This window comes from Petropleomorpha daqingensis, from assembly GCF_013408985.1.
Taxonomy (GTDB): Bacteria; Actinomycetota; Actinomycetes; order Mycobacteriales; family Geodermatophilaceae; genus Petropleomorpha; species Petropleomorpha daqingensis.
This window is the reverse complement of the sequence record NZ_JACBZT010000001.1, coordinates 1,835,118-1,859,190: the sequence shown is the minus strand read 5'-3', so window position 1 is coordinate 1,859,190 and position 24,073 is coordinate 1,835,118. Positions and strand designations below refer to the sequence as shown.

The window sequence follows — 24,073 nt, the reverse complement described above, 5'->3', positions numbered from 1 at the left end:
GTCCCTCTCGTCACGGGCCGGCGCCGCCTCGAGCGGCACGACCGAACGATCGGCGGCGTCTGTCAGCTCCCCCGGGGCCACCGGCCGGACAGCTTAACGACCTCGACGACGGGGACGCCCGTCGAGGTGGTGACCTGGGTCTCGTCCAGGGCTCCGCAGTCCAGCCCGCGCAGCACCACCCCGGCCAGGGCGCGGGCGGTCGCGGGCTCGTCGAGGACCCCCGCGTCGGCCCGGTCGAGGTAGGCCGCGAGCCGGGCCGCGGCCGCCGGCAGCGCCGCGCGGAAGAAGGCGTACGTGGCGACGTACCGGGTGACCAGCTGGGCCGGGTGCAGGTCCCAGCCCTGGTAGAAGCCGCGCTCCAGCGCCCGCCGGACGAGCCCGGCGTGCAGCCGCCACGCGGCGTGCACCTGCTCGCGGCCGCCGACCGGCAGCACGTTCGTCGAGCCGTCGACGGCCCGGGCGCCGGTGCCCGCGACCGCCACCTGCACCACCTGCTTGGCGAAGTCGGCGGCGGGGTGGTCGGAGGACTGGTGCGCCGCGGCGATGCCGAGGGCCGCGCTGTAGTCGTACGTGCCGTAGTGCAGGCCGGTCAGCCGGGGGCCGGCGGCGTGGACCATCCGCGCCAGCGTCGCCGTGCCGTCCGGGCCGAGGACCGCCTGCGGCGTCTCCACCTGCAGCTCGAGGTCCAGCGGCACGCCGTGGTCGTCCTCGAGGGCGTCGAGGACGGGCAGGAAGGCGCGCACCTGCTCGACGTCGGTCACCTTGGGCAGCGTGACGGTCGCCCGGCTCCCGATTTCGGCGCCGAAAGCGGAGAGGAAGACGTCGAGGGTGCGGACGCCGCGGCGTCGGGTCGGCCCCTCCAGGGACTTCGCCCGGATGCCGACGGACGGCGGCGCCCCGGTCACCAGCGCCCGGGCGGCGGCCGCGACGTCGTCGTCCTCCCTGTCCGGGGTGCCGCGGTAGCCGTCCTCGGCGTCGACCCGCAGGTCCTCCACCGGCTCGGTGGCGAGCTTGGCGCGCACCCGCGGCAGCACCTCGGCGACCAGCGCCGGGTCGAGGCCCAGGTCGGGCAGGCCGTGCTCGTCGAGGGCGGCCAGCGCCGCCTGCCCCCACTGCTCCGCGATCCCGGGGACGACGGCGTCGGCGGGCACGTAGCAGGTGTGCACCGGCTGCCGGCCGGGCCGATCGCCGGGGTAGGCGGCCAGCCGGGCGGCATCCACCGGCGCCAGCCGGCGGTCGAGCTCGGCGTAGACGCTCTCGTCGAGGCCCATCTAGCTGATGAGCTCGTAGGCCGGGAGGGTCAGGAAGTCCGGGAAGTCGTCGGCGAGCGCGACCTGCTCGAACAGCCGCCGGGCGTCGTCCAGGTGCGGCAGCTCGCCGATCCCGGCGACCTCCTCGGCGACGACGGACCGCACGAGCTCCTCGGTGACCAGCTCGCCGCCCTCGAGCACGACCTCGTTGCGCACCCACTGCCACACCTGCGAGCGGCTGATCTCGGCGGTGGCGGCGTCCTCCATGAGGTTGTGGATGCCGACCGCGCCGTTGCCGCCCAGCCAGGCCGCGAGGTATCGCAGCGCGACCTCGACGTTGGCCCGCAGCCCGGCCATGGTGCGCTCCCCCGGCACCCCGGCGACGTCGAGCAGCTGCTCGGCGGTCACCGCGACTTCCGGGCGCTGCCGGTCGAGCTGGTTGGGGCGCTCGCCGAGGACGTCGTCGAAGACCTCCTTGCACACGCCGACCAGGTCGGGGTGGGCGACCCAGGAGCCGTCGAACCCGTCGCCGGCCTCGCGGGTCTTGTCGTCGCGGACCTTGGCCAGCGCCCGCTCGTTCACCTCGGCGTCGCGGCGGCTCGGGATGAACGCCGCCATGCCGCCGATCGCCATCGCCCCGCGCCGGTGGCAGACGGCGACCAGCTGGTCGGTGTAGGCCCGCATCATCGGGGCGGTCATGGTGACCGCGCCCCGGTCGGGGAACACGTACTGCGGCCCCGCCGCGCGGAAGACCTTGATCACGCTGAACAGGTAGTCCCAGCGGCCGGCGTTGAGTCCGGCGGCGTGGCTGCCCAGCGCGTGCAGCATCTCCTCCATCTCGAAGGCGGCCGGGATCGTCTCGATGAGCATGGTCGCCCGGATCGAGCCCTCGGGCAGGTCCAGCACCTGCTCGGCGTGGTCGAACACCAGCGTCCACAGCGCCGCCTCGAGGTGGCCCTCCATCTTCGGCAGGTAGAAGTACGGCCCGCTGCCGCGCGCGAGCTGCTCGGCGGCGTTGTGGAACAGGTACAGCCCGGCGTCGACCAGGGCGCCCACCGCGGGCTCCCCGTCGACCAGCAGGTGCCGCTCGGGCAGGTGCCAGCCGCGGGGGCGGGGCACGATCGTGGGCAGGACGGCGTCCTCGCGGATGCGGTACTCGCGGCCGTCGGGGGCGGTGAACTCGAGCTGCCGCCGGACGGCGTCGCGCAGCACGACCTGCCCGCCCACCACGTTGCGCCAGTGCGGGGTGTTGGCGTCCTCGAGGTCGGCCAGCCACACGTTCGCGCCGCAGTTCAGCGCGTTGACGGCCATCTTCGGCTCGGTCGGGCCGGTGATCTCCACCCGGCGGTCCACCAGGCCGGGCGGGGGCGGGGGAACCCGCCAGTCGCCGTCCCGGATCTCCGCCGTCTCCGGCCGGAAGCCGATCCGCCCCTCGGCGGCGATCTCCGCCCGCCGGGTCGCGCGGGCGGCGAGCAGGGCGTCGCGGTGCGCGCCGAAGCGGGTCTGCAGATCGGCGACGAACTCCAGCGCCTCCGGGGTCAGCACCTCACCGGAGCGCTCGACGTCCGGTCCGACCACGCGCACGTCCACCATCGCAGGCACTCCTCGTCTCGGGCTGCCGACCGTCTGGCCTGGCATCCTCTCACCGTGGCCGCCCTCGACGACCTCAACGAGCAGCCCGCCGAGCAGGCGGCCGAGGCGCTGCGCGCGTGCAACGCGGCGCCGTCCTTCGCCGCGGCCGTGCTCGCCGGCCGGCCCTACCCGACCGCCGACGCCCTGGTGGCCCGCGCCGAGGAGGTGGCCCGGGCGCTGCCGTGGGACGAGGTGGCCACCGCGCTGGCCGCGCACCCGCGGATCGGCGACCGGGTGGAGGGCACCTCGGCGGAGGCGCAGGCGTCGCGGCGCGAGCAGAGCTCGATGAGCGGTGCGGACGACGACGTGCGGACCGCGCTGCTCGAGGGCAACCGCGCCTACGAGCAGCGGTTCGACCACGTGTTCCTGATCCGGGCCGCCGGCCGCTCGCCCGAGGAGATGCTGGCCGATCTGCGCCGGCGGCTGGGCAACGACGAGGCGGCCGAGCGGGCCGAGGTGATCGAGCAGCTGGCCCAGATCACGGGCCTGCGGGTGAGGGGACTGGTGTCGTGAGCATCTCCACGCACGTGCTGGACAACGGCACGGGCCGGCCCGCCGCAGGCATGGTCGTCCGGCTCTACGAGGGCGAGGACGTGCTCGCCGAGGGGCGCACCGACGCCGACGGCCGCTGCCGGCTGGCGGAGGGCGCGACCGGCACCGGGCAGCACCGGCTGGTGTTCGCGACCGGCCCCTGGTTCGCCACGCAGCACCGCGAGACGTTCTTCCCGGTCGTGAGCATCACCTTCGCCGTCCTCGACCCGGACGAGCACCACCACGTGCCGCTGCTGCTGTCCCCGTTCGCCTACTCCACCTACCGCGGGAGCTGAGCATGGGCATCCGTCTCGGACGCAACCAGTACGGCAAGGCCGAGGTGCGGGTGGTCGCGGTCGACCGCAGCAGCCCGCGGCACACCCTCGTCGACCTGAACGTGAGCAGCAGCCTGCGCGGCGACTTCGCGGCCGCGCACACGGCCGGCGACAACGCGCACGTGCTCACCACCGACGCGCAGAAGAACACCGTGTTCGCCTTCGCCCGCGACGGCGTCGGCCAGCCCGAGGAGTTCGGGCTGCGGCTGGCCCGGCACTTCGCCGGCTCCTACCCGTGGATCACCGGCGCGCGGGTCGCCGTGGAGTCCTTCGGCTGGGACCGCATCTCCGTCGGCGGGACGCCGCACGACCACGCCTTCCGGCGCAGCGGGGGCGAGGTCCGGACGGCGGTGGTCACCGTGGACGGCGACTCCGAGCACGTGCTGGCCGGGCTGACCGACCTCGTCGTCCTCAAGACCACCGGGTCGGAGTTCTGGGGCTTCCCCCGCGACCGGTACACGACCCTGGCCGAGACCCGCGACCGCATCCTCGCCACGGCGGTGACCGCGCGCTGGCGGTACCCCCGCACCGACCTGGACTTCGCCGACTGCTTCGCCGGCGTCCGCGGCGCCCTGCTGGAGGCGTTCGCCGCCACCCACTCCCTCGCACTGCAGCAGACCCTCTACGCCATGGGCGAGGCGGTGCTGGAGCGGTTCACCGAGGTCGCCGAGGTGCGGCTGTCGATGCCGAACAAGCACCACTTCCTGCAGGACCTCTCGGCGTACGGCCTGGACAACCCCGACGTCGTCTACCACGCCGACGACCGCCCCTACGGCCTGATCGAGGCCGTGGTCGAGCGCGACGACGTCCCGCCGGCCGAGGTCGCCTGGCTCGGCAACCCGGGGTTCTGCTAGCCGGCCTCGACGCCGATCCCGCCGAACACGGCGAGGGCGCGCACCCGCAGGTCGGCGTTGTGCTCGTCGTGGCAGCGGGTCAGCCCGCCGTCGGTGCCGATGCCGCCCACGCCGCGGAACTGCGACCACACCCGCCAGTCCGGGGGCACCTTCACGGCCACCCCGCCCATGACCGCGCGCACGGTGAGGTCGATGCCGTTGGTCTCCTTGAGCCCGGTCAGGTCGATCTCGCCGCCGGCCATGCCGAGGTCCATCTCGATCCGGGAGACCTCCGGGTTCGTGGGCGTGAGCTGCAGGCCGCCCATCGTGAACACGCGGCGGATCTCCGTCGAGCTGTCGTCACCCTCGTCGAACCGCGCGGCCAGCACGCGACCGGCCACGGCCACGACCCCCTGGAAGGCCAGCCACCCGGCCAGCCACGGCAGCAGCCGCCTCGCCGTCCTCAGGATCCGCACAGCCATGCCGCCAGCCTGCCGGTCCCCGGCCCGCCTGCCCAGGGGGTTCGGCGGCCCTGCCACGATCCGGACGTGAGCGAGCCCCGGGAGAGCCCGCCGCGAGCTTGCGAGCGGTGGGGGGCAGCGGGGCCCTTTCCTTCGTGCGACCTCTGGTGGCCCCGTCCCGGGTCCCGGCCTGAGCTTGCGAAGGTCGGGGAGGACGGGGTCCTTACACTGACCGGGGCGAACGTCCTGGTCGCCGACGACGTCGCCGACACCGGCAAGACCCTCGAGCTGGTCCGCGACTTCTGCGCCGGCTACGTGGCCGAGGTGCGGACGGCGGTCATCTACGAGAAGCCGCGGTCGCTGGTGCGCTGCGACTACGTGTGGCGGCGGACCGACCGGTGGATCGACTTCCCGTGGTCCGCGCAAGCGCCCGTGGTGTCGCGCGCGACGTAGAGAGGCGCCGGCGGCGGGAGACCCTCCGCCGCCGGCGCCGTTCTTCCGGTAGCCCTCAATACCGGAAGCGGGAGACCGAGGAGTGCAGCGTGGTGGCCATCTGCGCCACCTCCTCGATCGCTGTCTGCGCGTCGGCCATCGCCGAGGTGGTCTGGCCGGTGGCGGCGGCCACGGCGCCGATGTTCTCGGCGATCTGGTCGGCCGACTGAGCGGCCTCGGCGACGTTGCGGTTCATCTCCGTCGTCGTCGCCGTCTGCTCCTCGACCGCGGCGGCGATGGTGCTCTGCGAGTCGTTGATCACGCTGATGATCGAGGAGATCTCGCTGATCGCCCGGACGGCGCCCTCGGTGTCGGCCTGGATGGCCTCCACCCGCTTCGCGATGTCCTCGGTGGCCTTGGCCGTCTCCTGGGCCAGCTCCTTGACCTCGTTGGCCACGACCGCGAAGCCCTTGCCGGCCTCGCCGGCGCGGGCGGCCTCGATGGTGGCGTTGAGCGCGAGGAGGTTGGTCTGCTCGGCGATGCTCGTGATCACCTTGACCACGCTGGCGATCTCCAGGGAGGACTCCCCGAGCTTGGCGACGGTGGCGGTGGTGGTGTCGGCGACGGTGACGGCCTGGCCGGCGACCCGGGCGACCTCGGAGGCGTTCTGCGCGATCTCGCGGATCGAGGCGCCCATCTGCTCGGAGCCCGCCGCGACGGTCTGCACGTTGCTCGAGACCTGGACGGCGGCGTCGGCGACGACCCCGCTCTGCGTGGAGGACTCGTCGGCCAGCCGGGCCATGTTCTGAGCGCTGGCCGAGAGCTCCTCGGTGGCCGAGGCCAGCGTGGTGGAGCTGTCGCCGATCGCGGCGACCACGGTGCGCATGTTCGCCATCGACTCCTCGAGGGCGGTGGCCATGCGGCCGACCTCGTCCTTGCTCGTGATGCCGGTGGTGCCGCGCAGGTCGCCCTCGGCCAGGGCGGTGACGACGGCGCCGACGCGGCGCAGCGGGCCCACGACCGAGCGCGTGATGATCCAGCCGAGGACGGCGAGCAGCAGGACACCGCCGGCGGCGACGAGCACCGCCTCGGTGATCGCGGTCCCGCGCTCGTCGGTCGTCTGCGCGACGGCTTCCTTCGCGTGGGCCTCGATCGCCTTGCCCACGGAGGGCAGCGACTCCTCCAGAGCGGAGAACTGCTTGCCGAACTGCGGGTAGGACGCGTTCGCCCCCACCGGGTTGGTCGCGACGAGCGCGATCTCCTGCTTGGCCGCGCTGAGGTAGGCCTCCACGTCGGGGCGCACCGCCGCGACGGCGCCGTCGACGTCGTCGCTCACGTGGGCGGCGGAGATCTCGTCGAGGATGTTCTGGAAGTTGTCGCTGTGGTCCTGCAGATCGGTGACGGCGCTGTCGTACTGGCTGCCCACGCCGCCGGACAGCAGCGCCTGGAGCACGTCGGCCCGGACGGCGTCGTGCATCATGTCGGCCTCGAGCGCCAGCCCGGTCGCGTTGTTGGCCTCCAGCAGGCTGTCGGCCCGCTCCCCGGTGGCCCGCAGCGCCTGCACGGTGATGAGGGCGAAGACGGCGAGGGCGATCGCCCCTGCTGCGACGAGAGCCGCGAGCTTGACGCCGAGAGGGCGGTCGTTCCAGAAGCGCGACACGAGGGTCTCCACTGAGCCGGATGCACCGGTGGGAAATCCACCGTGCCGCGATATTCGGCACGACTTTGGAACCACTACACTCGAAAGTTGTAGGACTTAAGTCCTTCAATCCCTGCAGGTCGACACGGCAACGCTGAACCTCCGGTCCCGGTCGACCACGCGGGTCGGGCCGACCAGCCGGCGCAGCGCCGCCGGGTGCGGCAACGGCGAGTTGAACACCGTCCACAGCTCACCGCCGGGTCGCAGCACCCGGCCGGCGGCGGCGAACAGCCGGTCGGCGGCTCCGCTGACGACAGCGGCTCCCACGTGGAACGGCGGGTTGCAGACGACGAGGTCGACGCTGCCGTCGGGGACCTGCGCCGCGGCGTCGTCCCGGCGAACCGTGATGCGCTCGGCGAGGCCGCTCCGCTCCGCCGTCGCCCGCGCCGAGGCGACCGCGGCCGCGGACTGGTCGGTCGCGAGGACGTGCAGCTCGGGCCGGGCGGTGGCGAGGACGGCGGCGAGCACGCCGGTGCCGCAGCCGAGGTCGAGCGCGGTGACCGCCTGCGGGTTCATCCGCGGAAGCGAGCGCAGCAGCGCCCGGGTTCCGAGGTCGATCTTCGGGCCGGCGAACGCGGCGCCGTGCGCGCACACGGTCAGGCCGAGGTCGGGGTGCTCCTGGCAGCGGGGGAAGGACGACGACGCCGCCCGCGGCCCCCTCGCGACGAGCACCCGGGACTTCTGCCGGGCCAGCGTCGCCGACACCTCGGCGAACGAGTCGCGCAGCACGTCGTTCATCGCGTGGATCATGTGCTTGACCCGGCCGCCGACCAGGACGGTGACGTCGGGAACCGCGGCCGCCGCGACCACCTCGGCGATCTCGCGCAGGGCCTCCAGGCCCTTCGGCGCCTTGACCAGGACGACGCGGGCCCCGTCGGCGAGCTCCGGGGCGAGCGGGAGCGACCGGTAGCTGCCGACCAGTCCCGTGCGCTCGGCGTTGCGGGCGAGCGCTCGCTCGGCGACGAGGAGGTCCTGGCTGACCCGGACGTCGGGAACGCCGTGCAGCGCGACCGCGCCGAGGGTGAGCGCCCCGTACGAGTCGTCGACGACCGCGACCTCCCCCGGCCCCGCCCCGGCGAGCAGCGGTGCGGCCTGGTCGAGCAGCAGCCGGTCGGTGGCGTCGACGGCGACGAGGTCGGGCGCCTCGACGTCCGGGACGCGCTCGAGCCGGGCGAACAGATCGCTCACGTGCTCGCGATGAACGCCGCGACCACGCGGGCCAGCTCCGGACCGACGTCCTCCTGGAGGAAGTGCCCACCGCCGGGCAGCGTGGTGTGCGGCCGGCCCTGTGCGCCCGGGACCACCTTCTGGAAGACCCGGTCGCCGCCGGCGGTGATCGGGTCGCCGTCGGAGAACGCGGTCAGGAAGGGCCGGTCGAACCGGGCCAGCACCTCCCAGGCGGCACGGTTGGCCGCCGCGGCGGGGTCGTCGGGCGCGGTGGGCACGAGCGCCGGGAAGGACCGGGCGCCGGCCTTGTAACGGTCGTCGGGGAACGGGGCGTCGTAGGCCGCGACCACCTCGGGCGGGAGTTGGCTCGTCGTCCCGTTCTGCACGACGCGGCCCACGTCGAACTCGGGCGCGGTCGTCGCGAACCGCTGCCAGGCGAGGAAGGCATCGCTCATCGGGGTGTCGCCGGTCGGCAGCCCGGTGTTGGCCGCGACCACCCGGGCGAACCGGTCCGGGTGCTCGGACACCAGCCGCAGCCCGATCAGCCCGCCCCAGTCCTGACCGACGAGGGTGACGTCGCGCAGCCCGAGCCCGTCGAACAGCGCCCGGCGCATCCACTCGACGTGCCGGGCGTAGGAGTACGCGGCCGGGTCGACCGGCTTGTCGGAGCGGCCGAAGCCGACCAGGTCCGGCGCGACCACGCGCAGGCCGGCGTCGACCAGCACCGGGATCATCCGGCGGTACAGGAACGACCAGGACGGCTCACCGTGCAGCAGCAGGACGACGTCGCCGTCCCCGGGCCCGACGTCGACGAACGCGACCCGCAGGGTGGCGCCCTCGTCGTCGTCGAAGGTGACGTAGCCCGGCTCGTAAGGGAAGTCCGGCAGCGCGGCGAACCGCTCGTCCGGCGTCCTCAGGATCTCCACGTGCCCCCACCACCCCTCTCGGCACACGAGGCTATGCGCCCCCGGGGAGGCCGAGGTGCAGGATCAGGGCGTGATCACCACGCGTGAGTGGCAGCTCGCCGCCCGGCCGCACGGCGAGCCCACCCCTGGCGACTTCCGGCTGGTGGAGCTCGAGCGGCCCGAACCCGCCGAGGGGCAGGTCGTCGTCCGCATGCTGGCCATGTCGGTCGACCCCTACATGCGCGGGCGGATGCGGCTGGGTCCCTCGTACGCCGCGCCATGGGAGATCGGCGAGACCATGCAGGGTGGAACGGTCGGCCGGGTGGTCGCGTCGCGCTCGGCCGAGGTCCCCGAGGGCGCGCTGGTGCTCACCAACGCCGGCTGGCGGGACGTCGCCGTCCTCGATGCCGCGCACGTCTTCGTGCTGCCCGACGCCGGCGTGCCCCCGAGCTACCACCTCGGTGTGCTGGGCATGCCCGGGCTGACCGCCTGGGCCGGGCTGTTCCGCGTCGCCGGATTCCGCGAGGGCGACGCGGTCTTCGTCTCCGGCGCCGCCGGCGCGGTGGGCAGCCTGGTCGGGCAGTTCGCCCGGCTGCGCGGCGCCTCGCGGGTGGTCGGCAGCGCCGGCAGCCCGGCGAAGGTGCAGTGGCTGACCGGCGAGCTGGGCTTCGACGCCGCGTTCGACTACCACGACGGCCGGGTCGCCGACCTGCTGGCGACGGCGGCACCCGGGGGCCTCGACGTCTTCTTCGACAACGTCGGCGGCGAGCACCTGGAGGCCGCGATGGGCGCGCTGCACGTGCACGGCCGGGTGGCGATCTGCGGGGCGATCTCGCAGTACAACGCCATCGAGCCGCCGCCGGGGCCGCGCAACTTCGGTGGGCTGATGGTGTCCAAGCGGCTGAAGGTGGAGGGTTTCCTGGTCGGCGACCACACCGATCTGCGGCCGCAGTTCGCCGAGACCGTCGCCGGTTGGCTGCGCTCGGGGGAGCTCGTCGTCCGCGAGACCGTGCGCGAGGGGCTGGATCAGGCGGTGCCGGCCTTCCTCGACCTCCTGCGTGGCGGCAACACCGGGAAGATGATCGTCCGGCTGGCCGACGAGTGAACGGTTTCGGACGACCGCGATCCGGGGCAGATCCACACCCGATCGGGTGCGAGAGCAGCGGTGCACCGGCGAGTCTGTTGCTCGGTGCCGCGTTCCCGCGCACGATCCGCAACAGTCGTGATCGACAGCTTGATCGACAGCGCCGTCGGTTCGTGCGGGAGGAGAAGCCATGACCACCGTGCAGGCCGACCGGACCGACCGTCCCGGATACCCCGTGCCGCGCCCCGACGAGGCGCACTGGCCGGGGCTGGCCACGCCGCCGCGCGCACCCCTGCGCGCCCGGGTCGCCGAGACCGTGTTCCGCTCCGCCGTCGCGTCGCTGCCGATCCGCGTCGTCCTGCCCGACGGGCGGGTGCTCGGCGCGGGCGGCAAGGACGCACCGGTGATGCACCTGGTCCGGCCGTCGGCCTTCTTCGCCCGCCTCGGGGCCGACGTCAAGATCGGCTTCGGCGAGGCGTACATGACCGGCGACTGGACGACGGGCGCCGGCACAGACCTCGCCGACCTGCTCTCGGCGTTCGCCGCGCGGCTGACCAAGCTCGTGCACCCGGCGCTGCAGAAGTTCCGCTACCTCGTCGAGCGGACCCAGCCGGCGCACGAGGAGAACTCCAAGCAGAACAGCCGGAGCAACATCTCCCGGCACTACGACCTGTCGAACGAGCTGTTCGAGGAGTTCCTCGACGAGACGATGACCTACTCGTCGGCCTGGTTCGAGCCCGGCGACGACCTGAAGTCCGCCCAGCTGCGCAAGATCGACGGGATCCTCGACCTGGCCCGGGTGCGCTCCGGGATGCGGGTGCTGGAGATCGGCTCCGGCTGGGGCGCGCTGTCGATCCGCGCGGCCGCCGAGCGCGGCGCGCACGTGACGACCCTGACGCTCTCGTCGGAGCAGCGGACGCTGGCGCAGGAACGGGCCGCCGCGGCCGGCGTGGCCGACCTCGTCGACGTCCGGCTGCAGGACTACCGCGATGTCACCGGCCAGTTCGACGCGATCGTCTCGGTGGAGATGATCGAGGCGGTCGGCGAGAAGTACTGGCCCACGTACTTCTCCGCGCTGGACACCCACCTCACGCCCGGTGGCCGGGTGGGGCTGCAGTCGATCACCATGCCCCACGACCGGATGATGGCCAGCCGGCAGGCCTACACCTGGATCCACAAGTACGTGTTCCCGGGCGGGATCATCCCGTCGGTGCGGGCGATCGAGGAGAACCTGGCGCGCACCAAGCTCTCGATCGTGGAGAGCCGCGATCTCGGCCCGCACTACGCGCGCACGCTCGGGCTGTGGCGGGAGCGGTTCGTGGCCAACTGGAGCCGGCTCGAGGGCGCGTTCGACGAGACGTTCCGCCGGATGTGGGAGTTCTACCTGGCCTACTGCGAGGCCGGCTTCCGCGCCGGGGCGATCGGGGTCAGCCAGCTCGGCCTGGCCCGCCACCCCTTCGGAGGCTGACGAGCGAGGTTTCCTCGCTCGTCAGCCTCCGAAAGGCTCAGCTGAAGAGGGCGCTGTAGCCGTTGAGCGCGGGCTGGCCGCCGAGGTGGGCGTACAGCACGGTGGACGACGGGGCGATCTCCCCGCGGCCGACCAGGTCGATCACCGCGGCCATCGACTTCCCCTCGTAGACCGGGTCGGTGACCATGCCCTCGGTGCGCGCGGCGGTCTCCATCGCCCGGATCGTCGTCCGGTCGGGGATGCCGTAGACGCCGGCGTGGAAACGCTCGTCGAGCTCCACGTCGTCGGCGGTGATCTCCCGCTGCACGCCGATGGCCTTGGCGGTGCGCTGGGCGATCCGCAGCACCTGGTCGCGGGTCTCGGCCGGCTTGGCGGAGGCGTCGATGCCGAGCACCCGCCGGGGACGGACGCCGTCCTCCTCCAGCTGCGCGAACCCGGCGATCATCCCGGCCTGGGTCGAGCCGGTCACCGAGCAGACGACGACGGTGTCGAAGAAGACGCCGAGCTCGGCCTCCTGCGCGGCGACCTCGTGCGCCCAGCCGGCGAAGCCCAGGCCGCCCAGCGGGTGGTCCGACGCCCCGGCCGGGATGGCGTAGGGCTTGCCCCCACGCGCCTCGATCTCGGCGAGCGCGGCCTCCCAGCTCTCCTTGAACCCGATGCCGAACCCGGCCTTGACCAGCCGCACGTCGGCACCGGCCAGCCGGCTGATCAGGATGTTGCCGACCTTGTCGTAGACGGCGTCGGGCCAGTCGACCCAGCTCTCCTGCACGAGCACGCACTGCATGCCGACCCGGGCGGCGACGGCGGCGACCTGGCGGGTGTGGTTGCTCTGCACACCGCCGATCGAGACGAGGGTGTCGCAGCCCTGGGCGAGGGCGTCGGCGACCAGGTACTCCAGCTTGCGGGTCTTGTTGCCGCCGAACGCGATGCCGGAGTTCACGTCCTCGCGCTTGGCCCAGACGGCCGCGCCGCCGAGGTGCCCGGTCAGCCGGTCGAGCCGGTGCACCGGGGAGGGGCCGAACAGCAGGGGATAGCGGGGGAAGTCGGCGAGGCTCATCGGGGGTCGTCCTCCAGTTCGGACAGCAGCGCCGTCCAGATCTCGGTGGTGGTGGCCACGGCGGCGTCGACGTGGCGGTGCGCGCAGGCGGCGATCAGGCGCTCGTGCAGCTCGACCGACGGGTGCGCGTCGGCGGCCCCGAAGTGCAGCCGCTCGAGGCGGCGGATGGTCGGCGTGAAGCGGTCGACGGTGGCGGTGACCGCGGCGTTGCCGCACCGCGCGAGCAGCACGCCGTGCAGGTCGTCGTCCGCGCGGAGGGCGGCGTCGACGTCCCCGGCCGCGACCGCCGCGGCGAACCGGTCGTTGGCCGCGCGCATCGCGGCGACGTCGTCGTCGGTCACCCGCCCGGCCGCCTCGCGGGCGGCCAGCTCGTGCATGGCCCGCACGACGACGGCGGCGTCGCGCACCTGGCGGACGACGAGCGGGGTCACCCGCGTGTGGCTCTGCGGCTTGGCCTCGACCAGGCCCTCGTCGGCGAGCCGGGCCAGCGCCACGCGGACCGGGGCGACCGACAGGCCGAGCTGATCGGCGAGCGCGGCGTCCTTGATCACCGAGCCCGGGGCGAGCTCGCCGGCGACGATCGCCTCGCGGATCCGGTCGGTGGCCTGGTCGCGCAGCAGCACCCGGCCGACGGGCTCGAGTGCGGTCACGACTGACATTTCAGATGTCAGAGCCGCTCCCGTCAACCCCTTTCCGCTCTCGGCGCCGAAAGCGGCCGGTTCGGTGCGGTCGTTGGCAGCGTGCGGCCTCGTGGGACGGCGACCGCGGCCGCACAGTGGCGGCATGTTCGACACCTGGGCCGCCCCGGCCGACGCCGCCGCCCACTTCGCGCACCGCCTGGCGGTGGAGACCGACGTCAGCGACGTCGCCGCGGCGCTCGACAGCGGCACGTTCGTGCTGCTCGACAGCCGCAGCGCCGAGTCCTGGGCGCAGGGCCACGTGCCGGGCGCGGTGCACCTGCCGGGCCGGGAGATCCCGGCGCGGGCGGCCGCGGAGCTCGACCCCGCCGTCCCGGTGGTGACCTACTGCTGGGGACCGGGCTGCAACGGCGCCACCCGCGCGGCGCTGGCGCTGGCGCAGCTCGGTTACCGGGTGCGGGAGATGATCGGCGGCTTCGAGTACTGGGCGCGCGAGGGGCTGCCCGTCGAGACCGCGCAGGGCGTCCGGCGGGCCGACGCCGACCCGCTGACCTCCCCGGTCGCGGTCAGCTGCGGGTGCTGAGCTCCGGAGGGGTTTCGCGCGCTTAACCGCGGGCGGTTAAGCGCGCGAAACCACCGGAGGTGGGTCGTCGGAGAGGCGCGCCCACAGCAGCTCGTCGTGCTTGACCCCGTCGCCGTACCGGTAGGAGCGCCGCAGCCGGCCCTCCAGGGTGAACCCGGCCTTCTCCGCGACCCGGCCCGACGCGGGGTTCTCGACGGCGTGGCAGAGCTCGATCCGGTCGATGGGCAGGGTGTCGAACGCCCAGCGGCAGACGGCGTCGACCACGGTCGGCGCCACACCCCGGCCCCGGGCGGCCGGCACGGTCCAGTAGCCGATCTCGGCGTCCTCCTGGTCGGGGTCGATCGAGTGCAGCGACACCGACCCCAGCAGCTCGCCAGTCGCCCGGTCCACGACGGCCCACGAGGCGTGGTCGCCGCCGCTCCAGTCGGCCCGCGTGCGTAGGAACCGGACGACCGCTTCCCTCGACGCCGAGCCCGAGCTGTTCCACAGCAGGATCTCCGGATCGCGCAGAGCCGCCCAGGTGGCGTCGGCGTCCTCCTCCCGCCACGGCCGCAGCAGCACGGCTCCGACCGTCAGCTCGAAGGGCTCCATGCCGGCATCCTGCCGTGCGGGCCGGTCAGCACGGAGCGACACTTCTTGGTGGACGCCAACAGTTGGCCGAGGAGGGCTTCCGTGCGCAAAGTCGACCGGATCGCCGATCCCTGGGGCAGCCGGACGCCCTACGGCAGCGGCGAGGAGTGGCCGGCCCGGGTGGACAGCTTCCTGGCCGACGGCCTGACCGAGGACGACGTCGACAGGTGGGCCCAGTCGGCGTCGATCCTGCACTCCAACGGCGACGCCCTGGACATCGCCGTCAAGGACGGCCGGATCGTCGGCGTGCGGGGCCGCGAGGTCGACCGGGTCAACCGCGGCCGGCTCGATCCCAAGGACCTCTTCGGCTGGCAGGCGAACAACTCCGCCGACCGGCTCACCCGTCCGCTGATCCGGCGGGACGGCGAGCTCGTCGAGACCGACTGGGACACCGCGATGGACGCCGTCGTCGGCACGGTCCGCGAACTGCTCGACGAGCAGGGCGCCAGCGCGATCGGCTTCTACACGACCGGCCAGCTGTTCATCGAGGACTACTACACGCTGGGGCTGATCGCCCACGGCGGCATCGGCACCAATCACGTCGACGGCAACACGCGGCTGTGCACGGCGACCGCGGCCGCGGCGCTCAAGGAGTCGTTCGCCTCCGACGGGCAGCCGGGCTCCTATGCCGACGTGGACGTCGCCGACGTCATCGCGCTCTACGGGCACAACGTGGCCGAGACCCAGGCCGTGCTGTGGACCCGGATGCTCGACCGGCTGGCCGGCCCGAACCCGCCGACGCTGATCTGCGTCGACCCCCGCGAGACGCCGGTGGCCCGCCACGCGACGGTCCACCTGGCGCCGCGGCCGGGCACCAACGTCGTGCTGATGAACGCCCTGCTGCACGAGATCCTGCGCAACGGCTGGCACGACGAGGCCTACGTGTCGGCGCACGCGGTCGGGTTCGAGGAGCTGAAGGGGCAGGTGGAGCAGTACCCGCCGGAGGTCGCGGCCGAGGTCTGCGACGTCCCGGTCGGGCAGATCCGCGAGGCGGCCCGGCTGATCGGCACCGCGGAGCGGCTGCTGTCCACGGTGCTGCAGGGCTTCTACCAGTCGCACCAGGCCACGGCGGCCGCCGTCCAGGTGAACAACATCCACATCCTGCGCGGCATGCTCGGCAGGCCCGGGTGCGGCGTGCTGCAGATGAACGGCCAGCCGAGCGCCGAGAACACCCGCGAGTGCGGGGCGGACGGCGACCTGCCGGGCTTCCGCAACTGGGACAACCCGGAGCACGTCGCCGAGCTGGCCCGGATCTGGAACCTCGAGCAGATCCAGATCCCGCACTACGCGCCGCCGACCCACGCGATGCAGATCCTCCGCTACGCCGAGGAGGGCTCGATCCGCTTCCTGTGGATCATCGGGACCAACCCCGCGGTGTCGCTGCCCGAGCTGCACCGGATCCGGTCGATCCTGGCCCAGGAGCGGCTCTTCGTCGTCGTCCAGGACATCTTCCCGACGGAGACCACGCGGTTCGCCGACGTCGTCCTGCCCGCGGCGACCTGGGGCGAGAAGACGGGGACCTTCACCAACGCCGACCGCACCGTGCACCTGTCGGAGAAGGCGGTCGACCCGCCCGGCCAGGCGCGGCCGGACCTCGACATATTCCTCGACTTCGCGCGCCGGCTCGGGCTGCAGGACAAGGACGGCGACCCGCTGGTGAGGTGGTCCGACCCGGAGGGCGCCTTCGAGGGCTGGAAGGAGTGCAGCCGGGGACGGCCGTGTGACTACACCGGGATCACCTACGACAGGCTGCGCGGCGGCAGCGGGATCCAGTGGCCGTGCGACGACGAGCACCCCGACGGCACCGAGCGGCTCTACGCCGACGGGCGGTTCTGGGCGCAGCCGGACTACTGCGAGGAGTACGGCCGGGACATGGTCACCGGCGCGCCCGTGACCGAGGTCGAGTACCGGGCGCTCAACCCCGAGGGCAGGGCGATCCTCCGGGCCGCGGAGTACCTCCCGCCGCACGAGCTGCCGAGCGAGGAGTACCCGTTCCAGCTCATCACCGGCCGCACGCTCTACCACTTCCACACCCGCACGAAGACCCGCCGGGCGCCCCAGCTCGACGCGGCGGCGCCCGAGGTCTGGGTGGAGATGTCGGCCGGCGACGCCGCCGACCGCGACCTCGGCGAGGGAGACCTGCTGGAGGTCACCACCCCGCGCGGCCGGGTCGAGGCACGGGTGCGGATCAGCGGCATCCGGCCCGGGGTGCTGTTCCTGCCGTTCCACTACGGCTACTGGGACACCGACGACGGGTGCGACCGGGCCGCCAACGAGCTAACGCGCACCGACTGGGACGCGGTGTCCAAGCAGCCCATCTTCAAGACCGCGGCCGCGGCGGTGCGCCGGATCGCCGCCGCCGACGGCGTCCCGGCACCGGCGCCCACCACCACGGCGTCCGCTCCCGCGGTCGGCTCGCCGCCGCCCACGACCGGTGGCCCGGACGCCCGGGCCGGCGAACTGCTCCGCGCGGGAGGTCAGGCGTGAAGCTCGACATGGCGATCGAGGAGCTGCACCGCTCGGAGAACGAGCTCTACGCGGTCCTGCTCTCGATGTCCGACCGGCACACGACCGACCACGAGGTCTTCCACGTCACCCGCGACATGGCGACGTGGTGCCGGCAGCACGTGGCCCGGCTGGCCGGGACCGGCCGGGAGTTCGGGCTCGAGCTGGACGCCGAGGCGCGGCAGACCACAGGCCTTCTCGAGAAGCTGCAGCAGAAGACCTCGGAGCTGACCGGCCGGATGTCCGCCCTCGGGCTGCTGCTGCTCGCCGACCTCCGGCACCTCTACCGCGAGGCCGGGGGCACGGCACTGGACTGGGAGCTGCTCGCCCAGGGCGCGCAGGGGGCCAAGAACGAGCAGCTGCTGGACCTCGCCGAGCGCTGCCACCCGCAGACGCTGCGGATCTCGAAGTGGGCCGAGGCCAAGCTCAAGGAGACCTCGCCCCAGGTGCTGGCCGGCTGAGCGGCAGAAGTCGCGACTTCTGCCCGGGTCAGGCCAGGGCGGGGAAGGAGACGCCGATGCCGCCGCGGGTCTGCGCGCCGTAGCGCTCGATCTCGCGGTCGAGGTCCAGGGGCTTGATCGCCATGGCCTGCGCCCGCACCTCGTCGGTGATCAGGTCGGCCGGCAGCAGCCACGAGACCTCGAACTCGAGGCCGTCGGGGTCCTGGGCGTAGAGCGCCTTGGTCGTGGCGTGGTCGGAGGCGCCGACCAGGGCACCGGCCTGCAGGAGCGCGTCGCGCACGCGGGCCAGCTCGGCGAGCGTGTCGACCTCCCAGGCCAGGTGGTACAGGCCGACGGTGCGGCGACCGGCCTCCGACGGGGCGGCCTGCGCACCGATGGCGAACAGGCCGAGGTCGTGGTCGTTGGTCGAGCCCTCCGCCTGCAGGAACACGGCCCGGCCGGGGATCTCCACCTTCACGCGGAAGCCGAGCACGTCGCGGTAGAAGGCGAGGCTCTTCTCCACGTCGCGGACGTAGAGCACGGCGTGGTTGAGGCGCTGGACGGGCATGACGGTCCTCCGATCGGATTTCTCGCTCCCAGTGTGCGCCTGTTTGCTTGAGAGCTCAAGTATCTTTCTGGGTACCGGCGGCACGTGGATGTCGTCGTCCGGGTCGACCCGTCGCTGGCGTTCCTGCTGCCGCTGCGCGACCGGGCGGTGCGGGAGCGGCGGCTGCGGTTCGACCCGGACGCGACGGTCGGCCACGTCGTCCGGGCGGCCGGCGTCCCGCCGACCGAGGTGGGCGTGCTGACGCTGGACGGCGCGCCGACGTCGCTGACGGCCAGGACGGCGCCCGGCGCGGTCCTCGACGTCTCCCCCGTCGCCCGGCCGCAGCCCGTCCCGGACGGCGGCTTCCTCGTGGATGTCGGCCTGGGCTCGCTGGCCCGCCGGCTGCGGCTGCTCGGCCTCGACGCCGCCTACGACCCGGCCGCGGACGACGCCGCGGCGGTCGCGCAGGCCGCGGCGGAGGACCGGGTGCTGCTCACCCAGGACCGCGGCCTGCTCATGCGCCGCGCGCTGAAGGCGGGGGCGCTGGTGCGCGGGGCCGGGGCGGAGCAGCAGCTGGCCGACGTCCTCGACCGGTTCGCCCCCGCGCTCTCGCCGCTGACCCGCTGCACGGCGTGCGGTGGCGAGCTGGTCGCCGTCCCCAAGGCGTCCGTCGCCGACCTGCTCGAGCCGGGGACGCGGCGCAGCTACGACGAGTTCTCCCGCTGCGCCGCCTGCGCGCGGGTCTACTGGCGCGGCGCGCACGCCCGGCCGATCGAGGAGATGGTGGCGCGGGCCGCGGACCCGCCCGGTTCCGGAATGTCGGTGGGCGGGCGCAGGCTGGGGCCATGACCAGCAGCGAGCGGCCTCCCCTCCCCGGCAGCGACCGGTACGCGGCACGCGGCGTCCGGGCGACCGGCGTCCCCGATCCCGCGGCCCCGGTCGACATCACCGTCGTGCTGCGCCGGGGGCAGCCGCTGCCGGCCCTCGGCGCCGCTCCGGACGACGTGGCCACGGCCGTGCAGGCGCTGGAGTCCGAGGGGCTGGAGGTCCTCGCCGTCGACGTCCCCTCGCGGCGGATCCAGGCCCGCGGCGACGTCGCCATGCTGGAGCGCGTCTTCGGGACGTCGCTGAGCCAGGTCCAGTCCCCCGACCCGGTCACCGGCCGGCCGGTGCCGCACCGGCAGCGCACGGGTGAGCTGGTGCTGCCGCCGTCCCTGGCCGGCGTCGTGATCGCGGTGCTGGGCCTCGACGACCGGCCGCAGGCGCGGGTCCGCTTCCGGCCAGCCGCCGGACCGACCACGTCGTTCACCCCGCTCGACCTCGGCCGGGTCTACCGGTTCCCGGCCGGCACCGACGGCAGCGGGCAGATGCTCGCGATCCTCGAGCTCGGTGGCGGCTACCGGCAGGCCGACCTCGACGCCTACTGGGCGCAGATCGGGCTGGCCGACCCGCCCACGGTCACCGCCGTCGGGGTCGACGGCGGCGCCAACGCCCCGGAGGGCGATCCGAACGGTGCCGACGGCGAGGTCCTCCTGGACATCGAGGTCGCCGGCGGGCTCGCCCCCGGTGCCGATCTGGTCGTCTACTTCGCGCCGAACACCGACCGCGGGTTCCTCGACGCGCTCAGCGACGCGGTGCACGCCCGCCCGACCCCGACGGTGGTCAGCATCAGCTGGGGCCAGTCCGAGGACGAGTGGACCGGTCAGGCCCGGACGGCGATGGACGAGGCGCTCGCCGACGCCGCGGCGCTGGGCGTCACCGTCTGCGTGGCCGCCGGCGACGACGGCAGTCGGGACAACGCCACCGACGCCGGCGCGCACGTCGACTTCCCCGCCGCCAGCCCCCACGCGCTGGCCTGCGGCGGCACCACCCTGCAGGCCGACGCGACCAGCGGCACGGTGCACAGCGAGGTCGTCTGGTTCCACGGGGTCGGCCAGGGCGGCACCGGCGGCGGGGTGAGCGACGTGTTCGCCGTCCCCTCCTGGCAGGCCGCGGCGGGGGTGCCCGGCGACGCGGACACCGGCCGGCCCGGACGCGGGGTGCCCGACGTGGCCGGTGACGCCGATCCGTCCACCGGCTACCAGGTGCGGGTCGACGGCACCGACGTGGTCTACGGCGGCACCAGCGCGGTCGCGCCGCTGTGGTCGGCGCTGGTCTGCCGGCTCGCCGAGGCGCTGGGCCGCTCCCCCGGCTTCCTGCCGCCCGTGCTGTACGGCGGCGTGACCGCCGGCCGGCCGGCGCCTGGGTTCCGGGACATCACCAGCGGGAGCAACGGCGCCTACACCGCGCGGCCCGGCTGGGACGCCTGCACGGGGCTGGGGGTCCCGGACGGCGAGGCACTGCTGGCGAGATTGCGCGGATAGGGGTCTACGCTCGGCCGCACAACAGAACACATCCGACAGGGGAGCGCTTCGGCGCTGAGAGTGCGGGACACCGCAGACCCTCGAACCTGATCCGGGTCATGCCGGCGCAGGGAGTCTGGAGGAATCCATGGCCGAGCAGGCCGTCCGTCCGTCCGCAGCCGAGACCGAGCCCGCGCACCGGTTGCGCTGGCGCACCGTCGACATCGTCGTCACCGCCGTCCTGGGCGTCGCCTTCGGTGTCGTCTTCTGGGCCTGGAACCTGCTGGCGGCACTCGCCGTGCCACCGGTCTCCGGCCTGCTGAACGGCGTCTACCTGATGCCCGGCGTGGTGGCCGGCCTGCTGGTGCGCAAGCCCGGCGCCGCCACCTTCGCCTCCACGCTCGCCGCGACCGTGAGCATCGTCCTGGGCTCGCCGTACGGCGGGATCATCGTCATCTACGGCCTGGTCCAGGGCTTGGGCGGCGAGGTCGGCTTCCTGCTGACCCGCTACCGCTCGTTCGGCTGGGGGACGGCGGTGCTGGCCGGGATCACGGCCGGCCTCTCCACGTCGATCATGGACCTCTCGCTCTACTACCCGGTGTCGGCGGACTACCCGTTCTGGTCGTTCACCGCGCCGTACACGCTGTTCACGGTGCTCTCCAGCGTGGTGCTGGCCGGGATCGTCGGGCTGCTGCTGGTCCGCGCGCTGGCCCGCACCGGAGCGCTGAGCGCGTTCGCCGCGGGCCGCCGCCGCGTCTGAGCCGCGGTTCCGGTGAGGGGTTCCCGGACTGCTGGTGCTCTGCCCACGGTGATGGGCAGAGCACCAGCACCGGCCAGGTTGGTAGCGCAGGGGCTCGGCGTCCGGCACCCGTCGCGGCGCGCGTGGGCGCTGACCGGCGTCGACCTCGTCGTCGAGCCCGGTGAGCGGGTGCTGCTCACCGGCGCCTCCGGGTCGGGGAAGTCGACGCTGCTCGCCGCGGTCGCCGGGATCCTCGAGGCCGAGGGCACCGAGATCGCCGGCGAGCTCACCGTCGACGGCGCACCGCCGCGCGCCGCCCGCGACCGGCTCGGCCTGCTGATGCAGGACCCGGACAGCCAGCTGGTCATGACCCGGGCCGGGGACGACGTCGCCTTCGGGCTGGAGAACGCCGGCCTGCCGCGCGAGCAGATCTGGCCGCGGGTGGACGAGGCCCTGACCGCCGTCGGCTTCCGCTACGGACGGGACCGGCCGACCGCGGCGCTCTCCGGCGGCGAGAAGCAGCGGCTGGTGCTCGCCGGCGCGCTGGCCCGCCGCCCCGGCCTGCTGCTGCTCGACGAGCCGACCGCGCAGCTCGACGGCCCCGGCGCCGCCCTCGTGCGCGACGCGGTCGCCCGGGCCACGGCCGACCGCGCGACCACGGTGCTCGTCGTCGACCACGACGCCGGCCCGTGGCTGCCGCTGGTCGACCGCGTCGTCGAACTCGTCGACGGGGGCCTGGTCGAGCACGGACCCGGCTGGCGGCCGGTCCCCCGGACCGCGGGTCTCCGCCTGCCCGCAGCGCCGGACGGACCGGTCCTGCTCACCGCGGACGGCGTCGGGTTCACCTACCGCGGCGCGGCGACCCCCGCCCTGCGACCGACCGACGCGGAGCTCCGGAGCGGGCGGGCGCTGGCGATCACCGGCCCGAACGGCACCGGCAAGTCCACCCTCGCACTGCTGCTCGCGGGGCTGCGCGCGCCGACGTCGGGCCGCGTGCTCGCCGCCGAGGAGCTGGCAGAGGGGGTCCGGCGCGGACGACGGGAGCCGCACCGCTGGCAGGCCGGCGAGCTGGTCTCCCGGATCGGCACGGTCTTCCAGCAGCCGGAGCAGCAGTTCCTCACCGGCCGGCTGCGCGACGAGCTCGCCCTGGGTCCGTTGCGCTCCGGCGAGCACGCGGCCGCCGCCCGGGCCACCGCCGACGCCCTGCTCGAACGGCTGGGGCTGACCGTGTTCGCCGAGGCCAACCCGTACACGCTCTCCGGCGGCCAGCAGCGCCGGCTGTCGGTGGCGACGGCCCTGGCCACCTCACCGCGGGTGCTGGTGCTCGACGAGCCGACGTTCGGCCAGGACGCCGCCACCTGGCGGGAGCTGGTCACCCTGCTCGCCGAGCAGCGGGCGGCCGGCTGCGCGGTCGCCGTCGTCACGCACGACGCCGACCTGGTCGACGTCCTGGCCGACGACCGGATCCGGCTGTGACCTCCCTGGCGCTGGGCCCGGCCCCGGACGTGCCGCTCTCCCGGATCAACCCGGTGGCCCTGCTGACGGCGATGGCGGTGGTGACCGTCGTCCTGGTCACCAGCCTCGACGTGGTGACGCCCGCCGTGGTCGTCGCCGCCGAGCTCTGCCTGCTCCCCGCCGCCGGGCTCACCGCGCCCGGCGTGCTGCTGCGCCGCACCTGGCCGCTGCTGCTCGGCGCCGGCGCGGTCGCGGCGGTCAACGTGCTCCTGTCGACCGACCCCTCGCCGGTGACCGGCATCGGCCTGGCCCTGCGTGTGGTCGGCCTGGCCCTCCCCGGAGTGCTGCTCGTCTCCGCGACCGACCCGGTCCGGATGGCCGACGCCCTCACCATCCACTGGCGGGTGTCCACCCGGTTCGCCTACGGCGCCCTGGCCGCCCTCCGCCTGGCGCCGCTGCTGGTCACCGAGTTCGAGGCGATCCGCCTCGCCCGCCGGACCCGCGGGGTGGAGGCGGGGCGCAACCCGCTCGCCGCCGCCCGGCTGCTCGCCGGCGCCGGCTTCACCCTGCTGGTGGGGGCGGTGCGCCGCGGGTCGCGACTGGCCACGGCGATGGACGCCCGCGGATTCGACGCGGGCATCCCCCGAAGCAACGCGCGCGGGTCCGCGCTGCACCGCCGCGACGCCGTCTTCGTGGCCGTCACGGTCGTCGTCTGCGCCGTCGCGGTGACACTGAGCATGGCGACCGGCGAGTGGAACCCGGTGTTCGTCGGCGGATAGCGTGCCGGTCGTGCGCTACGTCGGGCTGCTGCGCGGCATCAACCTGGGGCCGAATCGGCGCATCCCCATGCCCGAGCTGCGCAAGGCGCTCGCCGACCGCGGCTACGGCGAGGTCCGCACGTTGATCGCCAGCGGCAACCTGGTCCTCGACAGCGATCTCCCGGAGGAGGAGCTGGCCCTCGACCTGGCCAAGGCCATCGAGGAGGAGTTCGGCCTCGACGTGCCGGTCGTCGTCCGCACCGGCGAGGAACTGGCCGCGGTGCTGGCGGCCGACCCGTTCGGGAAGGTCGCCACCGATCCCTCCCGCTACTCGGTCACGTTCCTGCCCGAGCCACCGGCGAAGGCGAGGATCCGCGAGCTGCCACCGGCCGAGGGCGGGCAGTACTCGGTCCGCGGCCGGGAGCTCTACCTCTGGATGCCCGACGGGATGTCGAAGAGCCCCATGGGGAAGTGGTCGTGGGACCGGCTCCTCGGCGTGGCCGGCACCAACCGCAACTGGAACACCGTGGGCAAGCTCGCCGAGATGGCCCGGTGAGGCCGCCCTCGCTCACCCGACCGGGG

Annotated in this window: 25 protein-coding genes and 1 riboswitch; of the genes, 15 read left to right on the top strand and 10 right to left on the bottom strand. The window is 74.1% G+C overall.

Annotated elements, in window-relative coordinates:
- Positions 1–62: 62 nt before the first annotated feature.
- Both GGQ55_RS09190 and aceB read right to left on the bottom strand, forming a co-directional pair.
- On the bottom strand, positions 63–1,271 hold the full coding sequence (locus GGQ55_RS09190) for a DUF6986 family protein (protein WP_179716181.1): 1,209 nt from the start codon (positions 1,269–1,271) through the stop codon (positions 63–65).
- A complete protein-coding gene (gene aceB, locus GGQ55_RS09185; RefSeq protein ID WP_179716180.1) occupies positions 1,272–2,843 on the bottom strand; it encodes a malate synthase A in 1,572 nt (523 codons plus the stop codon).
- Between the two features lie 54 nt (positions 2,844–2,897).
- Between aceB and uraD the strand changes: the two genes are divergently transcribed.
- The 3 genes from uraD to pucL are packed head-to-tail and all read left to right on the top strand — an operon-like array spanning position 2,898 to position 4,602.
- Positions 2,898–3,395, top strand: coding sequence for a 2-oxo-4-hydroxy-4-carboxy-5-ureidoimidazoline decarboxylase (gene uraD, locus GGQ55_RS09180; RefSeq protein WP_179716179.1), 498 nt, complete (start codon positions 2,898–2,900; stop codon positions 3,393–3,395).
- Positions 3,392–3,709 carry a hydroxyisourate hydrolase gene (gene uraH / locus GGQ55_RS09175; protein ID WP_179716178.1) on the top strand — a complete coding sequence of 106 codons (318 nt, stop codon included), beginning with the start codon at positions 3,392–3,394 and terminating at the stop codon, positions 3,707–3,709. Before uraD ends, uraH begins: the two co-directional genes overlap by 4 nt.
- 2 nt (positions 3,710–3,711) lie before the next feature.
- Positions 3,712–4,602: a factor-independent urate hydroxylase gene (gene pucL, locus GGQ55_RS09170; protein WP_179716177.1), complete on the top strand. Its 891-nt coding sequence runs from the start codon at positions 3,712–3,714 to the stop codon at positions 4,600–4,602.
- On the opposite strand, the gene GGQ55_RS09165 is transcribed toward pucL, so the two are convergent.
- The gene (locus tag GGQ55_RS09165; protein ID WP_179716176.1) at positions 4,599–5,063 is read right to left on the bottom strand and encodes a hypothetical protein; all 465 of its coding nucleotides are present in this window, start codon (positions 5,061–5,063) and stop codon (positions 4,599–4,601) included. The genes pucL and GGQ55_RS09165 overlap by 4 nt on opposite strands.
- A gap of 66 nt (positions 5,064–5,129) precedes the next feature.
- Between GGQ55_RS09165 and GGQ55_RS28290 the strand changes: the two genes are divergently transcribed.
- Positions 5,130–5,495, top strand: a complete 366-nt coding sequence (locus GGQ55_RS28290; RefSeq protein WP_366489021.1) for a phosphoribosyltransferase — start codon at positions 5,130–5,132, stop codon at positions 5,493–5,495.
- Between the two features lie 55 nt (positions 5,496–5,550).
- Here the strand turns inward: GGQ55_RS28290 and GGQ55_RS09155 are convergent, their stop codons facing one another.
- From GGQ55_RS09155 to GGQ55_RS09145, 3 genes are all read right to left on the bottom strand, one after another.
- On the bottom strand, positions 5,551–7,134 hold the full coding sequence (locus GGQ55_RS09155) for a methyl-accepting chemotaxis protein (RefSeq protein WP_366489020.1): 1,584 nt from the start codon (positions 7,132–7,134) through the stop codon (positions 5,551–5,553).
- 105 nt (positions 7,135–7,239) lie between these two features.
- Positions 7,240–8,361, bottom strand: a complete 1,122-nt coding sequence (locus GGQ55_RS09150; protein ID WP_179716174.1) for a class I SAM-dependent methyltransferase — start codon at positions 8,359–8,361, stop codon at positions 7,240–7,242.
- Positions 8,358–9,266 carry a haloalkane dehalogenase gene (locus tag GGQ55_RS09145; RefSeq protein ID WP_179716173.1) on the bottom strand — a complete coding sequence of 303 codons (909 nt, stop codon included), beginning with the start codon at positions 9,264–9,266 and terminating at the stop codon, positions 8,358–8,360. The genes GGQ55_RS09150 and GGQ55_RS09145 overlap by 4 nt, the downstream gene beginning before the upstream one ends.
- A 70-nt stretch (positions 9,267–9,336) precedes the next feature.
- Between GGQ55_RS09145 and GGQ55_RS28285 the strand changes: the two genes are divergently transcribed.
- Together GGQ55_RS28285 and GGQ55_RS09135 are read left to right on the top strand one after the other, a co-directional pair.
- Positions 9,337–10,350, top strand: coding sequence for an NADP-dependent oxidoreductase (locus GGQ55_RS28285; protein ID WP_366489019.1), 1,014 nt, complete (start codon positions 9,337–9,339; stop codon positions 10,348–10,350).
- Between the two features lie 169 nt (positions 10,351–10,519).
- Complete coding sequence (locus GGQ55_RS09135; RefSeq protein WP_179716172.1) at positions 10,520–11,797, top strand: SAM-dependent methyltransferase; 1,278 nt, start codon at positions 10,520–10,522, stop codon at positions 11,795–11,797.
- Positions 11,798–11,834: 37 nt separating this feature from the next.
- Here the strand turns inward: GGQ55_RS09135 and GGQ55_RS09130 are convergent, their stop codons facing one another.
- Both GGQ55_RS09130 and GGQ55_RS09125 read right to left on the bottom strand, forming a co-directional pair.
- On the bottom strand, positions 11,835–12,854 hold the full coding sequence (locus tag GGQ55_RS09130) for a 1-aminocyclopropane-1-carboxylate deaminase (protein WP_179716171.1): 1,020 nt from the start codon (positions 12,852–12,854) through the stop codon (positions 11,835–11,837).
- Positions 12,851–13,504: a GntR family transcriptional regulator gene (locus GGQ55_RS09125; protein ID WP_366489018.1), complete on the bottom strand. Its 654-nt coding sequence runs from the start codon at positions 13,502–13,504 to the stop codon at positions 12,851–12,853. Before GGQ55_RS09125 ends, GGQ55_RS09130 begins: the two co-directional genes overlap by 4 nt.
- Positions 13,505–13,637: 133 nt before the next feature.
- Here GGQ55_RS09125 and GGQ55_RS09120 point away from each other — a divergent pair, with 133 nt between their 5' ends.
- Positions 13,638–14,075, top strand: a complete 438-nt coding sequence (locus GGQ55_RS09120; protein ID WP_179716169.1) for a rhodanese-like domain-containing protein — start codon at positions 13,638–13,640, stop codon at positions 14,073–14,075.
- A 36-nt stretch (positions 14,076–14,111) separates the two neighbouring features.
- Here the strand turns inward: GGQ55_RS09120 and GGQ55_RS09115 are convergent, their stop codons facing one another.
- Positions 14,112–14,666: a GNAT family N-acetyltransferase gene (locus GGQ55_RS09115; protein WP_179716168.1), complete on the bottom strand. Its 555-nt coding sequence runs from the start codon at positions 14,664–14,666 to the stop codon at positions 14,112–14,114.
- A gap of 81 nt (positions 14,667–14,747) precedes the next feature.
- Between GGQ55_RS09115 and GGQ55_RS09110 the strand changes: the two genes are divergently transcribed.
- The gene (locus GGQ55_RS09110) at positions 14,748–17,192 is read left to right on the top strand and encodes a molybdopterin oxidoreductase family protein (RefSeq protein ID WP_179716167.1); all 2,445 of its coding nucleotides are present in this window, start codon (positions 14,748–14,750) and stop codon (positions 17,190–17,192) included.
- Complete coding sequence (locus tag GGQ55_RS09105) at positions 17,189–17,671, top strand: hypothetical protein (RefSeq protein WP_179716166.1); 483 nt, start codon at positions 17,189–17,191, stop codon at positions 17,669–17,671. Before GGQ55_RS09110 ends, GGQ55_RS09105 begins: the two co-directional genes overlap by 4 nt.
- Positions 17,672–17,699: 28 nt before the next feature.
- Here the strand turns inward: GGQ55_RS09105 and GGQ55_RS09100 are convergent, their stop codons facing one another.
- Positions 17,700–18,218 (bottom strand): VOC family protein, encoded by a 519-nt coding sequence (locus GGQ55_RS09100; RefSeq protein WP_179716165.1) that lies wholly within the window; start codon positions 18,216–18,218, stop codon positions 17,700–17,702.
- Between the two features lie 84 nt (positions 18,219–18,302).
- On the opposite strand from GGQ55_RS09100, the gene GGQ55_RS09095 reads away from it, so the two are divergent.
- The 6 genes from GGQ55_RS09095 (at position 18,303) to GGQ55_RS09070 (ending at position 24,047) form a co-directional block, all read left to right on the top strand.
- Entirely contained in the window at positions 18,303–19,046 is a 744-nt protein-coding gene (locus tag GGQ55_RS09095; protein ID WP_179716164.1) for a Mut7-C RNAse domain-containing protein, read from the top strand.
- Positions 19,043–20,560, top strand: a complete 1,518-nt coding sequence (locus GGQ55_RS09090) for a S53 family peptidase (RefSeq protein WP_179716163.1) — start codon at positions 19,043–19,045, stop codon at positions 20,558–20,560. Before GGQ55_RS09095 ends, GGQ55_RS09090 begins: the two co-directional genes overlap by 4 nt.
- A 27-nt stretch (positions 20,561–20,587) precedes the next feature.
- Positions 20,588–20,690: riboswitch (TPP riboswitch) on the top strand.
- Positions 20,688–21,299, top strand: coding sequence for an ECF transporter S component (locus GGQ55_RS09085; protein WP_179716162.1), 612 nt, complete (start codon positions 20,688–20,690; stop codon positions 21,297–21,299). It overlaps the preceding riboswitch by 3 nt.
- A gap of 78 nt (positions 21,300–21,377) precedes the next feature.
- Entirely contained in the window at positions 21,378–22,754 is a 1,377-nt protein-coding gene (locus tag GGQ55_RS09080; RefSeq protein WP_246323785.1) for an ABC transporter ATP-binding protein, read from the top strand.
- Positions 22,751–23,512, top strand: coding sequence for an energy-coupling factor transporter transmembrane component T family protein (locus GGQ55_RS09075; protein WP_218859222.1), 762 nt, complete (start codon positions 22,751–22,753; stop codon positions 23,510–23,512). The genes GGQ55_RS09080 and GGQ55_RS09075 overlap by 4 nt, the downstream gene beginning before the upstream one ends.
- A gap of 10 nt (positions 23,513–23,522) precedes the next feature.
- Complete coding sequence (locus GGQ55_RS09070) at positions 23,523–24,047, top strand: DUF1697 domain-containing protein (protein WP_366489017.1); 525 nt, start codon at positions 23,523–23,525, stop codon at positions 24,045–24,047.
- The last annotated feature ends 26 nt before the right edge of the window (positions 24,048–24,073 follow it).